The sequence below is a fragment of the Bradyrhizobium sp. genome (genome assembly GCF_049581145.1).
Taxonomy (GTDB): domain Bacteria; phylum Pseudomonadota; class Alphaproteobacteria; order Rhizobiales; family Xanthobacteraceae; genus Bradyrhizobium.
The window spans coordinates 1-12,670 of record NZ_JBAURI010001249.1; the positions used below are offsets into that span (position 1 = coordinate 1).

Annotated in this window: 12 protein-coding genes and 1 pseudogene; 5 read left to right on the top strand and 8 right to left on the bottom strand. The window is 64.3% G+C overall.

Annotated features, from left to right (window positions below):
• The 3 genes and pseudogenes from WCB02_RS39640 to WCB02_RS39650 form a co-directional block, all read right to left on the bottom strand.
• Positions 1 to 413: pseudogene (locus WCB02_RS39640) on the bottom strand (hypothetical protein); the annotation flags it as partial.
• A gap of 274 nt (positions 414 to 687) precedes the next feature.
• Positions 688 to 864, bottom strand: a complete 177-nt coding sequence (locus tag WCB02_RS39645; RefSeq protein WP_423967892.1) for a hypothetical protein — start codon at positions 862 to 864, stop codon at positions 688 to 690.
• Between the two features lie 81 nt (positions 865 to 945).
• Positions 946 to 1,191: a hypothetical protein gene (locus WCB02_RS39650; RefSeq protein ID WP_423967894.1), complete on the bottom strand. Its 246-nt coding sequence runs from the start codon at positions 1,189 to 1,191 to the stop codon at positions 946 to 948.
• Between the two features lie 340 nt (positions 1,192 to 1,531).
• On the opposite strand from WCB02_RS39650, the gene WCB02_RS39655 reads away from it, so the two are divergent.
• Entirely contained in the window at positions 1,532 to 1,885 is a 354-nt protein-coding gene (locus tag WCB02_RS39655; RefSeq protein ID WP_423967896.1) for a DUF6481 family protein, read from the top strand.
• 145 nt (positions 1,886 to 2,030) lie between these two features.
• Here WCB02_RS39655 and WCB02_RS39660 read toward each other — a convergent pair whose 3' ends face one another.
• A complete protein-coding gene (locus WCB02_RS39660) occupies positions 2,031 to 2,258 on the bottom strand; it encodes a pentapeptide MXKDX repeat protein (protein ID WP_423967898.1) in 228 nt (75 codons plus the stop codon).
• Positions 2,259 to 2,608: 350 nt separating this feature from the next.
• On the opposite strand from WCB02_RS39660, the gene dctP reads away from it, so the two are divergent.
• The 4 genes from dctP to WCB02_RS39680 are packed head-to-tail and all read left to right on the top strand — an operon-like array spanning position 2,609 to position 5,790.
• Positions 2,609 to 3,631 (top strand): TRAP transporter substrate-binding protein DctP, encoded by a 1,023-nt coding sequence (dctP, locus tag WCB02_RS39665; RefSeq protein WP_423967900.1) that lies wholly within the window; start codon positions 2,609 to 2,611, stop codon positions 3,629 to 3,631.
• Entirely contained in the window at positions 3,628 to 4,182 is a 555-nt protein-coding gene (locus WCB02_RS39670) for a TRAP transporter small permease (protein WP_423967903.1), read from the top strand. The genes dctP and WCB02_RS39670 overlap by 4 nt, the downstream gene beginning before the upstream one ends.
• Complete coding sequence (locus tag WCB02_RS39675; RefSeq protein WP_423967906.1) at positions 4,179 to 5,537, top strand: TRAP transporter large permease; 1,359 nt, start codon at positions 4,179 to 4,181, stop codon at positions 5,535 to 5,537. Before WCB02_RS39670 ends, WCB02_RS39675 begins: the two co-directional genes overlap by 4 nt.
• 40 nt (positions 5,538 to 5,577) lie before the next feature.
• A complete protein-coding gene (locus tag WCB02_RS39680) occupies positions 5,578 to 5,790 on the top strand; it encodes a hypothetical protein (protein ID WP_423967908.1) in 213 nt (70 codons plus the stop codon).
• A 141-nt stretch (positions 5,791 to 5,931) separates the two neighbouring features.
• Here WCB02_RS39680 and WCB02_RS39685 read toward each other — a convergent pair whose 3' ends face one another.
• From WCB02_RS39685 to WCB02_RS39700, 4 genes are all read right to left on the bottom strand, one after another.
• A complete protein-coding gene (locus WCB02_RS39685) occupies positions 5,932 to 8,220 on the bottom strand; it encodes a tetratricopeptide repeat protein (RefSeq protein WP_423967910.1) in 2,289 nt (762 codons plus the stop codon).
• Positions 8,221 to 8,627: 407 nt separating this feature from the next.
• Positions 8,628 to 9,542, bottom strand: a complete 915-nt coding sequence (locus tag WCB02_RS39690) for a hydroxymethylglutaryl-CoA lyase (protein WP_423967912.1) — start codon at positions 9,540 to 9,542, stop codon at positions 8,628 to 8,630.
• A 19-nt stretch (positions 9,543 to 9,561) separates the two neighbouring features.
• A complete protein-coding gene (locus WCB02_RS39695; protein ID WP_423967915.1) occupies positions 9,562 to 11,568 on the bottom strand; it encodes an acetyl/propionyl/methylcrotonyl-CoA carboxylase subunit alpha in 2,007 nt (668 codons plus the stop codon).
• 3 nt (positions 11,569 to 11,571) lie between these two features.
• The coding region (locus tag WCB02_RS39700; RefSeq protein ID WP_423967918.1) for a carboxyl transferase domain-containing protein at positions 11,572 to 12,670 on the bottom strand (1,099 nt) is incomplete at its 5' end.

Genomic DNA, 12,670 nt, shown 5'->3' on the forward strand with positions numbered 1-12,670 from the left:
GGCGGATAGGCCCCGGGGGGCGGTGCATAGGCTCCCGGAGGCGGCGCATCGGCATAGACGACGTCGTCGGCGAAATCCTCGGAGACATAGGCCGGCGGCCCGTCGAACCGTTGCGGGTAGAAATACCAGACGCCACCGACGTCCCACCACCAGCCGTCACGGCCATCATGGATTTCATGATGCCAGCGCCCGCCCTCCCAGGCCACGCGGCCGCGATAGGGATGTCCGCCGAAATCATGTCGCGCGATCGCGCCATGCGCAAATCGAGCGTCCATTCCCGGTCCGCGCCCCGGGCCTCCCACGCCCGGCCGGACCGGTCCGGCAGGCCTGCCGGCCTGCGCTTGCGGCTTACCGCCCGGCGGCCCGCCATGCTCACCATGCTGCTCCTGCGCATGGGCCGAGAACGCAAACATGGCTAGCAGAGAAACCAACGGAACGACGATTTTCGATCGGCTTGACGCGCTCATTCTCGCATACCCCTCTTGGTCGCGCCGCGGCACCAAACGCCCGAGTCCCCATCTTCCGGGCCCCAATCTTCGAGTCCATCCTTGAGACCCTGCTGCGTCGACTGCCTATGCGGGCGACACTGCTTACTGCGACGCTGCGTTTTGTCTTGTTACAAATCCGTAAGATCGCGACGTTTTTGCGTCCTTCGCGGGGTCGAATCCCCGGCGAACGACAGCCCTTCTATCGCGCGGGTTCGATCACATCGCAATTGGTTCGACCCGACATCGCGCAATCCTGCAGCTTGCTGGCGGCGGTCAGATCGCGCACCAGCCACAGGCCTGCGGCCAACAGGGCAATGGCAATCAGCAGGCCGGCGACAGCGCCGCGCCGGCTATCGCCCGGTTCGGGGTCGGTCATGAAACGTCGATTCTCAGGCTGCCTTGGCGAAAGCGGGCGGTGTCCGGCCCGCGCCCCTTGTAGCATGCCCGTTCCTGCCCGTCACACCGGCCGCATGCGGTGCGCATCCCTGCCCATGCGGTGAGCCGCCGGCTGCAGGTGACGGACTCTTGTGCAACTGGTGAACAATACCATGTTGCTGCATTGCCATCCGGCCCCGAGAATGGCGATGTCGGCGGGCTCGTCCGCCGGCACGGCCGAGAACGACGCTATCCCTCCGATGGCCGCCGCGACAAGAATGACCGCCGTGAGAACGAACGCCGTGTGGGTTTGCCGCGTGTCGGCCATGAGCGTCACTCCGGTTCGGATGGCACGAGGAGTCTAGGACGGGCCAGGCCCGGACTTTGTGAAGGGATTCACAATACGGACGTATTTCTCGGGTCTGACACGGTCTTTCCGGCCAAATCTCCCGAAATCTCGGCTGCAGGCCTGTCCGGCGCGTCTTTTCCGGTGACCTTTCCGGGCAAGTCTCATCGTTTTTGGCTCTTCAGCGGTTTTAGACGGGGATAATCGGTGGCATCCGGACGCGCGGCGCTGTACACCGCTCGCGATCGTGCGTGCCTCTGTTCAGCGCCGGCGCGACACAAAAAACCCAGGCCAGACCGACGAAAGTGACAAGGCTCGCTCAATGAGTGGATTCAAGGAACCCAGTTTCGCAGACCGACAGAAAGCGGCCCAGCAAGCGAAGCAAGACCTCCTCAACAAATTCCGCACCCAGCCGGGACCCGACGATCCCGAAGTCGCCAAGCGACGCGCCGAACGCGAGGCGATCGCGGCCAAGCGCGAACAAGCGAGGCTGGAACGCGAGGCCGCCAAGGCCGAGCAGAAGCGCCTCGAGGAAGAGGCCGCCGCGGCTGAGGCCGCGCGCATCGCGCGCGAAAAGGAAGAGGAGGCCGAGCGACTGGCCGCGCTGGAGGCCGAACAAAAGGCCAAGCGCGACGCGCGCTACGCCGCGCGCAAGAGCAAAGGCAAGAAGAAGTAACCTTCAGGCCCAAGACGAAATAGTGAAGAAATAGCGAAGAAACCACAAGGGCGGCTCACCTCGCCGGCCGTGCGAGGTGACGCAGGCCGCACGCGCCGTGTGAAAACTTCCGGCGAGTTGAGCCTGCGTCGGAATCGCGACCGGTTTACTTCTTCATGTCGTCCTTCTTCATGCCATCCTTGGACATGCTGTCTTTGGACATCGCGTCCTTGGACATGCTGTCCTTCTTCATGCTGTCCTTGGACATCGAGTCCTTTTTCATCGCGTCATCCTTGCCCATCTTGTCCTGGGCGAAGGCTGCGGGCGCAAGCGCCACGCTGAGCGAGAGAACAGCGGCCGAAACTCCGAGCGCGACACGGGTGCGAATGGTCATGATTGGTCTTCCCTTCGAAACTGGTTTTGCAGGCGACTAATGCCGCCTCAATGATCGACGCTGCCGCGCGGGGATTGTTACGGCCAACTTGAAGAAAATTTTCCGGCAACGGCTTTTACCGCCGGCTTTGGGGTTGAAGCTCAAGGTTGTGGACACAATTTCGCCCGTGAAAAGCGCGTTAGTGCCGCGCCGCATTGCTCGCAGGATCGGGCCGAGGATGCGCGCGCCACAATCCAGCCGCCCCATTCGGGGCACATCAAGAGTACAGAGAAAGTTTCTCGAAACTCCGGTCACACGCGCTTACGGCCGGTTTTCAAAGACCCGACCAATGTCGGTCAAGGGGAGTATCCATGCTTACACGCCGTCACGTCATCGCATCCGCGCTTGCCGCACCCGCCCTGCTGCGTCTGGGGACCGGAAGCGCGCAGGCCGCCACCGCGCTTAAAATTTCTCACCAGTTTCCCCCCTCCTCGCTCGACCAGGGTGATTTCCGCGACCGGCTCTGCCGGATGTTCGCCCAAGAGGTGAACAAGCGCAGCAATGGGGACATCACCGCCGAAATCTATCCGAACTCCTCGCTGATCAAGACCAACGCGCAGTTCTCGGCGATGCGCAAGGGCGCGCTCGACATCAGCCTCTATCCGATGCCCTACGCCGGCGGCGAAGTGCCGGAGGCGAACATCGGCCTGATGCCCGGCCTGGTTGCAACTTACGATCAGGGTCTACGCTGGAAGACTGCGCCGGTCGGCAAGGCGCTGACCGATTTCCTCGCCGACAAGGGCATCATCCTGTTGACCTGGATCTGGCAGGCCGGCGGCGTCGCCAGCCGCTCCAGAGCCATCGTCGAACCTGCGGACGCCAAGGGCCTGAAGGTGCGCGGCGGCTCCCGCGAAATGGACATGGTGCTGCAGACCGCCGGCGCGTCGGTGCTGTCGGTGCCGTCCGATCAGATCTACACGGCGATGCAGACCGGCGCATGCGACGCCGGCCTCACCTCCTCCACCAGCCTGATCTCGTTCCGGCTCGATGAAGTCTCCAAGGCCCTCACCTCGGGCGCTGGCGCGTCGTACTGGTTCATGCTCGAACCGCTGATGATGTCGAAGTCGATCTTCGATGGCCTGCCGAAGAACCATCAGGACATCATTCTCGCCGTCGGCTCTGAACTGGAAGCGTTCGGAAGAAAGGGCGCGCAGGACGACGATATCGAAGTCGCCAAGGTGTATGAAAAGGCCGGCGCCAAGATAGCCGCGCTCGATCTCGCCACCGTCAGCAAGTGGCGCGACATCGCCCGCGACACCGCGTGGAAGGATTATGGCGCCAAGACCGCGACCGCAGCCAATCTGCTGAAGCTCGCTTCCGACGTCGCCGCATGATGCACGCTCCTGTCCGGGACCGGGAGGAGCTTTCGAAAGACGCCACGGGCCATCCGCTCGTGGCGTCGCTTCAGCGCGCTTTTGCCTTCCTCAACAACGTCATTGTCGTGTTTGCGGCCATGGCCCTGATCGGCGCCTGCGCCGTATTGAGCTACAGCGTGATCGGGCGGGCGCTGTTTCAGGCCGCCAACTACTGGCAGGACGAGGCCGCGGTGTTTCTTCTGGTCGGCGCCACCTTCATGACCGCGGCCTATGTGCAGCAGCAGCGCGGCCATATCGGCATCGAGGCCTTCGTGAGCCTGTTGTCGCCTTTGGCCAATCGCATCCGGCTGTGGCTGGTCGATGTCGCAAGCCTGTTGTTCTGCTGCTTCTTTGCCTGGAAATCCTGGACGCTCGCCTATGAGGCCTACAGCGAAGGCCAGGTCTCCAATTCCATGTGGTCGCCGCCGCTCGATATTCCCTACGGCCTGATGGCCTGCGGCATGACGCTGCTCTGCGCGCAGCTCCTGCTGCAGATCATCATTCCGCTGGCTGGAGCGGCGCGCCGATGAGCGTCTTCGGGATCGGCCTCAGTTACGGCCTTGCGACCCTGTTCGCGATGTTTTCGGGCATGCCGATCGCATTCGCGCTGGGCGCGGTCGCGGTCGTCTTCATGGGCATCTACATGCCGGCAGCCTCGCTCGATACGGTGACGCAGAACGTCTACGAGGAGATGGCCTCGATCACGCTGTTGTCGATCCCGCTCTTCATCCTGAAGGGCGCCGCGATCGGCCGGTCGCGCGCAGGCCAGGATCTCTATTCGGCGCTGCATGCCTGGCTGCACCGCATCCCCGGCGGGCTCGGCGTCGCCAACGTGTTTGCCTGCGCGCTGTTCGCAGCAATGGCGGGCTCCTCGCCCGCCACCTGTTCGGCGATCGGGTCAGCCGGCATTCCAGAGATGCGCAAGCGCGGCTATTCCGGCGGCTTCGCGGCCGGCATCATCGCCGCCGGCGGTACGCTCGGCATCCTGCTGCCGCCGTCGATCACCATGATCCTGTTCGCGATCGCGGCGGAAAAATCGTTGGGGAGATTGTTCCTGGCCGGCATCGGTCCGGGCCTGCTGCTGGTCACCCTGTTCGGCACCTATGCCGTGCTGCGGTTTCGCCGGGAATATGAGGCGGCTGCCATCGCCTACGCCAAGAGCGGCACGGCATCCGCGATCCTGACCCGCGACGAGTATACCCTCGCCGAGCGTTTCAGCGTGCTGCCGCGGGTGATCCCCTTCGTGCTGCTGTTGACCGGCGTCATGATTGCGCTCTATGGCGGCTTCGCGACGCCGTCGGAGACCGCCGGTCTCGGCGGCATCCTGGCGCTCGGCCTGATCGCGCTGATCTACAGCGTGTGGCGTCCGACCGACCTCGCGCCGATCCTGACCGCAACGATCCGCGAGTCCACCATGCTGATGATGATCATCGGCATGTCTCTGCTTTATTCCTATGTCATGAGCTATCTGCACATTTCCCAATCGGCGGCGGAAGGCATCGTCGCGCTGCATCTGCCGCGCTGGGGCCTGTTGTTTGCGATCCTCCTGATGGTCGTCGTGCTCGGCTTCTTCCTGCCGCCGGTGTCGATCATCCTGATGACCACCCCGATCATCCTGCCGCCGCTGCGGGCGGCGAATTTCGACATCATCTGGTTCGGCGTCGTCATGACCATCGTGATGGAGATGGGACTGATCCACCCGCCGGTCGGTCTGAACATCTTCGTGATCCGCAACGTCGCGCCCGATATTCCCCTGTCCGACGTGATCTGGGGCACGCTGCCGTTCGTGCTGTTGATGATGGCAGCCGTGCTCCTGCTGTGCTTCGTGCCCGAAATCTCGACCTGGCTGCCAAATCTGGCGATGGGCCCGGACGGCAGCCGATAACTGTGGGGATCAGATTGGTCGGCACGGCGCGAGATGCGCCTTGGCCCAGCTGCCTGTTTTTGTCCCGCGTGACCGCAGCAAGGACGGCGATTTTCAGCGGCGCCGGCGCGAAAGCATCGCGGAGCTGCTTGATGCGGTTCAAAACGCCGCTTCGACACAAGGATATCCGTTGCTCCAGCACGAACAAGCATGCTCTGGAGCTTCCTGCATGCAGGAAACCAGCATTGACGGCACGCCGAGCTATGTCGAGTAGCTGACGTGCTTGGAAATGTACGGCGACGCGAAGCAGAAATGATAAATTGGAAATACCTCTCAGGGATCGAAAGGCCGCTCCGGCATCCGGAAGGCCCGACGCGCAAGCGGCCATTTGGCCCGAAGACTCTGCGTCCCTTTGCTACCGCGCGTTCGTGGTAAATCGGTGTAGCGCGTCGCGAACTTGCATCGTCACGCTGCTCCACTCGCGCGATTGACCTTGCCGAAACAACCGCGCGCCCGGATACCAGGGGCTGTCGTCGCGGTCGAGCAGCCAGCGCCAATCCGGAGCGTACGTCAACAAGATCCAGACCGGCTTGCCCAATGCGCCGGCAAGATGGGCGACGCTGGTGTCGACCGAGATCACGAGATCGAGCTGCGAGATCAGCGCCGCGGTATCGGAGAAGTCGCCAAGCTCCTGATGCAACTGCAGCATTTTGCACTTGGCCAACGTCTCCGCGTCACCGGCGCGAACCTCTTTCTGTAGGCTTACAAAGCTCGCCTCGATGTCGAACAGCGGGACGAGATCGAGCAGCCTGATCGACCGCTCCCGATCCCTGACGTGTTTGGCATTTCCGGCCCAGGCCAGTCCGATCCGCGGAGCGCGTTGCGGGCCAAGCCGCGCGTTCCAATAGTCCCGGGCTTGCCTTGGCACATCAAGATAGGCGGCATCTGAAGGAATCGTCTCGAGCCGCGTCCCGAATGCCAACGGCAAACTGGGAAGCGGACAGTGAAAATCGAACTCCGGCAGCGGACCGCCCCTGGCAATCACCCGCGTCGCGCCGGCAACGCTGGTCATCAACCCGCACAGCGGCTCTTCGACTTCCAGGACGACGCGGGCACCGCGTGCCGCGACCAGCGGCACGTAGCGGCAGAATTGAATGCTATCGCCAAAGCCCTGCTCGCTGTGGAGCAGAATCGTCTTGTCGGCGATACCGTCCTGGCCGAGCCACAGCGGCCGCGGAAAAGCGCGGCCCGTGATTCTCGCCGCCGGCGCCTTGCCGCGCCACTGATATTCGATCCAGCCACGCTCGAAGTCGCCGGTCACGAGGCTCGACAGGCCCTTGAAAAAATGCGCGTCGGCATAATCCGGACGCAACGCGATCGCCTGATCGTAGCTCGCCAACGCCTCGTCGAACCGCTTCAGGTCATACAGCGTCGTGCCGCGATTGGCGAGCGCCTCGGCGTAATTCGGCCGCGAGGCAAGCGCCAGATCGTGGCTTGCGAGAGCCTCCTCGAGCCGCCGCAGCTTCCGCAAGGTCACGCCGCGATTGTTGAGCACGGCAGCATCGCCCGGGCGCACGGACATCGCGTGTTCCTGCTCTGCCAATGCCTCGTCATAGCGGGCGAGATCATGCAGGACGACCCCGCGATTGGTCAGCGCCTCGACATTGTCCGGCTCCGAGACCAGCGCACGCTCGAAGCTCTTGAGTGCCTCGTCGAAGCGCCCCAGCTCATGCAGGGTGACCCCACGATTGACCATGGCCTCGGCGCAATCCGGGGACAGGGCGATGGCGTCATCGAAGCTCGCGAGCGCCTCGTCAAACCGCCTTTGATCGTGCAGGGTAGCGCCGCGGCCGGCGAGCGCTGCAGCGTGATCCGGACGCAAGGCCAACGCGCCATCGTAACTGGCGAGCGCTTGATCAAAGCACTGGAGCTTGTGCAGGACGATGCCGCGGTTGTAGAGCGCTTCGACGTGATGCGGCTGCAGATTGAGCGCAGCGCTGTAGCTGGTCAACGCTGCCTCACGGTATCCCAGTTTATTCAGCGCGTTCCCGCGATTGCAGAGCGCATCGGCATTGTCCGGCCGCAGCGCGATGGCACGGTCGTAGTCCGCGAGCGCATCCTCGAAGCGCTTCAGCTCGTAGTGGGCGATGCCGCGGTTGACGAGGGCCTCGACGAAGTCGGGGCGCGAGGCCAGCGCTGCGTTGTAACTCGTCAACGCATCGGAATGCCCGCCTCGTGCCTGCAGCGTCACGCCACGATTGTTGAGCGCCTCGGGATGGTCCGGCCGCAAGGCGAGCACGCGGTCGTAGCCCGCCAGCGCCTCCTGATACCGCCCGAGCTCCTGCAGGACACCTGCACGGTTGTTGAGAATTTCGACCTGATCCGGTTGCAGGGCCAGGGCGCGGTCGAAGCTTTCCAGCGCCTCCTCGTGCCGCCGCATCGTTTTCAGCATGACGCCGCGGTTACTGAGCGCCTGGATGAAGTTCGGCTGCAAGGCCAGCGCCCGCTCGTAGCAGGCCAGCGCCGCGTCGTTCCGGCCAAGCGACGCATGAATGACGGCCAAAAGATTCAGTGTGGCAGCGGAGTCTGGATCGGCCGACAATATCTTGAGGCAGAGCTGCTCAGCCTCGGCCTGCTTTCCCGCGTAATAGGATTTCAAGGCGAAATCAAACACCTCTGAAATCGACATGGAAACGATCGTCATTCCGATGCGCCTTCAGGTGAGCCGGGACGGCTTCGGACCGAACAACGGCCTGCCTCGCAGCAAAGCTCGGTTGCGAATACGATCGCGAATGCTCGCAAGGCTGCACCTCACAAGGCTCGAGGATGTCCTTCATCTACCTGACTCGCACGGATTTTGGCTAGCGCCGATCGGGCTTGGAGGCGGCAGCTTGCCCACGAGGATGGCTCGGCCAACAGCTCGGATGCCAGTCGGATCGTGAGAAGCCGGAGTCGTATTCACCGTCATTGGCGCAGCGCAGCGATCCATCGCGCAGCGAAGGAAGACAGAAAGATGGATTGCTTCGCTGCGCTCGCAATGACGGTGAAGCTCTTTGAAGTTGAATCGGGAATTGCACGGTACCGGGTCGTACCGCGAGCGCATCGCCTACCCTAACCGCCGCGCGCTCTGCGATTCTTCGCGTTCAGCGCGGCGGCGACGCGGCTGGCCGGGGCCCGACCGATCAGACTGCTGATCGCGTTGGTTGCCGCAAGCAGTTTTGTCATGTCGACGCCGGTCGCGACGCCCAACCCCTCCAGCATATAGACCACGTCCTCGGTCGCGACGTTGCCGGTGGCGCCGGGGGCGAACGGGCAGCCGCCGAGGCCGCCGGCCGCGGCATCAATCACGCGGGCGCCCTCTTCCATCCCCGCATAGAGGTTTGCCAGCGCCTGGCCATAGGTGTCGTGGAAATGCATCGCCAGATGGGCCATCGGAACCGAGCCAGCGACCGCGCGCAAAAGTTGCCGCGCCTTCAGCGGCGTGCCGACGCCGATGGTGTCGCCGAGTGAGATCTCGTAGCAGCCGAGCTCCCACAATTGCTTCGCGACGTCAGCCACGGCCTGCGGCTTGATCTCGCCGTCGAACGGACAACCCAGCACGCAGGAGATATAGCCGCGCACCCGGACGCCATCGGCCGTGGCGCGCGCGACCACCGGCTTGAAACGCTCGATCGATTCCGCGATTCCGCAATTGATATTGGCGCGCGAAAAGCCTTCGGAGGCCGCAGCAAACACCGAAATCACCCTGGCGCCGGCCGCGCGCGCGGCGTCGTAGCCTTTTTCGTTCGGCACCAGCACGTGAAACTCGCCGCCTGTGAGATGGCTGACGCCGCGCAGCACCTGGTCCGACCCCATCATCTGGGGGATCGCCTTGGCCGACACGAAGGCCCCGACCTCGATCGTATGCAGGCCAGCATCGAACAACTGTTCGACAAAGGCGATACGGTCGGCGACATCGACCGGCGTTTTTTCGTTCTGCAGGCCGTCGCGCGGCCCCATCTCGATGATGCGTACGGTCTCGCTCATGCCGCATCCCCGACGTCAATCATTGGCCGACCGGCTCGACTTCGGCGAGCTCGGCGCCCTCCTGCACGATGTCGCCGACCTTGCACTTGATCGCCTTCAGCACGCCGGCGAACGGCGCGCGCAAGGTCTGCTCCATCTTCATGACCTCGAGCGTCAGGATGGGGGCGCCCTTTTCGAGTGTGACGCCTTCTTCGGCGAGCAGCGCGACCACGGTGCCGGGCAACGGCGCGACGATCCTGTCTTCGCCGACCTGCTCCTCGTCGTCGCCGCCGAACGGATCGACCCAATGCAGATCGAAACGGCCGTTGCGGGTGCGCAGATAGAGCTCGTGGCCTTCGATGCCAGCAACGATGCGCGAGCTCACGCCGTCGAGCGCGAGCTCGATGACGCCGTCGCTGTTCGCCGACCAGCCCAGCGCCAGTTCGCGCTCGCCGATCAGGAGCGTCGCTGGGCCGTTGCCATAGCGCAGGCTGACCTTGCGCTCGTCTTCATGCCCCTGACGGAAGCAAAACATCCGCTCGCGCCGGCCGACCGGCATCCAGCCGAACGTCTGCCACGGCGACGCCGCCTCGGCCTGCGCCGCCTTGGCTTCCTTGCCGAGGATCGCGACCACCGCGGCACAAAGTTCGAGATCGCCTGCCGGAGGCGGCGGCGCGGTCAGGACCTTCAGCTCGCGCTCGATGAAGCCGGTATCGATGTCATTGGCGGCGACGGCGGGATGCATCACCAGCGCCGACAGGAACGGCACGTTGCTGACGATGCCGCGAATGTCGGTCTGCTCCAGGCCCCGGTTCAATCGTTCGATCGCGTCTCCGCGCGTCGGCGCCCAGGCGATCACTTTGGCGAGCATGGCGTCGTAATAGGGCGAGACCGCATCGCCTTCGCGATAGCCGGCATCGATGCGCAGGCCGTTGGTCGCTTCCGGCAGGCGCCAGGTGCGGATCCGGCCGACCGAGGGCATGAAGTTTTTTGCGGCATTTTCCGCATAGAGGCGTGCCTCGATGGCGTGTCCGTTCAGCCTGAGCTGATCCTGCTTGAGCGGCAGCACCTCGCCGAACGCGACCCGCAACTGCCATTCGACCAGGTCGATGCCGGTGACCATCTCGGTCACGGGATGCTCGACCTGCAGGCGGGTGTTCATTTCGATGAAAAAGACGTCCTTGCCGTCGGAGACGAATTCGATGGTGCCGGCACCGACATAATCGACCGAGGACGCGGCTTTCCGCGCGGCGGCGCACACCGCCTCGCGCTGGGCGGGGTTCAGCGTCGGCGACGGCGCTTCCTCGATCACCTTCTGGTGCCGGCGCTGCAGCGTGCATTCGCGCTCGAACAGCGACAACAGATTGCCGTGGCTGTCACCGATGACCTGCACCTCGATATGCCTGGGATTGTCGACATATTTCTCGATCAGCATGCGATCGTCGCCGAAGGCCGCCTTGGCCTCGCGCTTGGCGCTGGTGATCGCACCCGCAAGCTCGGACGGGGACCGCACGATCCGCATGCCGCGCCCGCCGCCGCCGGCGGAGGCCTTGAGCAGCACCGGAAAGCCGATCCGGCCTGCGTGTCTCGCAAGCGTCGCCTCGTCCTGGGCCTCGCCGTGATAGCCGGGCACCAGCGGTACGCCGGCCTCCTCCATCAGCATCTTCGAGCCGGATTTCGACCCCATCGCGCGGATCATCGCGGCGGTCGGCCCGACGAAGACCAGGCCGGCGTCGAGGCAGGCCTGCGCAAACTCGGCGCTTTCAGACAGAAAGCCGTAACCGGGATGGATCGCCTCCGCGCCGGTAGCCCGGGCTGCTGCGATCACGCGTGCGATGTCGAGATAGCTGTCGCGCGCCCGCGCCGGACCCAACAGGACGGTTTCATCGGCGGCGGCAACGTGCATGGCGCCGCGGTCGGCCTCGGAATAGACCGCGACCGTCTGCAGCCCCATCGCCTTGGCGGTGCGGATCACGCGCAGCGCGATCTCGCCGCGGTTGGCGATCAGGAGCTTGCGAAAGCGCCGGTACAATTTGGGCCGATCCATCCGTCACATCCTGAACAGGCCGAATTTGGTCGGCTCGATCGGCGCATTGGAGGCCGCCGACAAGCCGAGACCGAGCACCAGCCGCGTATCGGCGGGATCGATCACGCCGTCGTCCCACAGCCGCGCGGTGGCGTAATAGGGATTACCCTGGCTCTCATACTGAGCGCGGATCGGCTCGCGGAATCTCGCTTCCTCCGCCGCCGGCCATGTCTCGCCCTTGGCCTCGATATTGTCGCGGCGGACCTGGCTCAGCACCATCGAGGCCTGCTCGCCGCCCATCACCGAAATCCGCGCATTCGGCCACATCCAGAGCAGGCGCGGGCTGTAGGCCCGCCCGCACATTCCGTAATTGCCGGCGCCGTAGGAGCCTCCGATCACGACGGTGAATTTCGGTACCGCGGCGGTTGCGACCGCCGTCACCAGCTTGGCGCCGTCACGCGCGATGCCGCCGGCCTCATATTTCCTGCCAACCATGAAGCCGGTGATATTCTGCAGGAACACCAGCGGAATGGCGCGCTGGCAGCACAGCTCGATGAAGTGCGCGCCCTTCAGCGAGCTCTCGCTGAACAGGATGCCGTTGTTGGCGATGATGCCGACCGGAAAACCCCAGATATGTGCGAAGCCGCACACCAGCGTCTGGCCGTAGAGTTTCTTGAACTCGTCGAATTCCGAGCCATCGACCACGCGCGCGATGATATCGCGGATATCGAACGGCTTGCGGCCATCGACCGGCACCACGCCGTAGATATCTTGCGCCGCGAACAGCGGTTCGCGCGAGGCGCGCATGTTCAGCGCGGCGCGGTTCGGCTGCTTCAGCGTGGCCACGATGCGGCGGGCAATGCCGATCGCATGCGCGTCGTTCTGCGCATAATGGTCGGTGACGCCGGACTGGCGCGAATGCACGTCGGCACCGCCGAGCTCTTCGGCGGTCACCACCTCGCCGGTCGCGGCCTTCACCAGCGGCGGCCCGCCGAGAAAGATCGTGCCCTGATTGCGCACGATGATGCTCTCGTCCGACATCGCCGGAACATAGGCGCCGCCGGCGGTGCACGATCCCATCACGATCGCGATCTGCGGAATGCCCGCCGCCGACATCTGGGCC

Bases quoted from the DNA above. Each gene is read 5' to 3' on its own strand.
- WCB02_RS39645 (WP_423967892.1), bottom strand. From the start codon at position 864: ATGACCGACCCCGAACCGGGCGATAGCCGGCGCGGCGCTGTCGCCGGC.
- WCB02_RS39650 (WP_423967894.1), bottom strand. From the start codon at position 1,191: ATGGCCGACACGCGGCAAACCCACACGGCGTTCGTTCTCACGGCGGTC.
- WCB02_RS39655 (WP_423967896.1), top strand. From the start codon at position 1,532: ATGAGTGGATTCAAGGAACCCAGTTTCGCAGACCGACAGAAAGCGGCC.
- WCB02_RS39660 (WP_423967898.1), bottom strand. From the start codon at position 2,258: ATGACCATTCGCACCCGTGTCGCGCTCGGAGTTTCGGCCGCTGTTCTC.
- dctP (WP_423967900.1), top strand. From the start codon at position 2,609: ATGCTTACACGCCGTCACGTCATCGCATCCGCGCTTGCCGCACCCGCC.
- WCB02_RS39670 (WP_423967903.1), top strand. From the start codon at position 3,628: ATGATGCACGCTCCTGTCCGGGACCGGGAGGAGCTTTCGAAAGACGCC.
- WCB02_RS39675 (WP_423967906.1), top strand. From the start codon at position 4,179: ATGAGCGTCTTCGGGATCGGCCTCAGTTACGGCCTTGCGACCCTGTTC.
- WCB02_RS39685 (WP_423967910.1), bottom strand. From the start codon at position 8,220: ATGACGATCGTTTCCATGTCGATTTCAGAGGTGTTTGATTTCGCCTTG.
- WCB02_RS39690 (WP_423967912.1), bottom strand. From the start codon at position 9,542: ATGAGCGAGACCGTACGCATCATCGAGATGGGGCCGCGCGACGGCCTG.
- WCB02_RS39695 (WP_423967915.1), bottom strand. From the start codon at position 11,568: ATGGATCGGCCCAAATTGTACCGGCGCTTTCGCAAGCTCCTGATCGCC.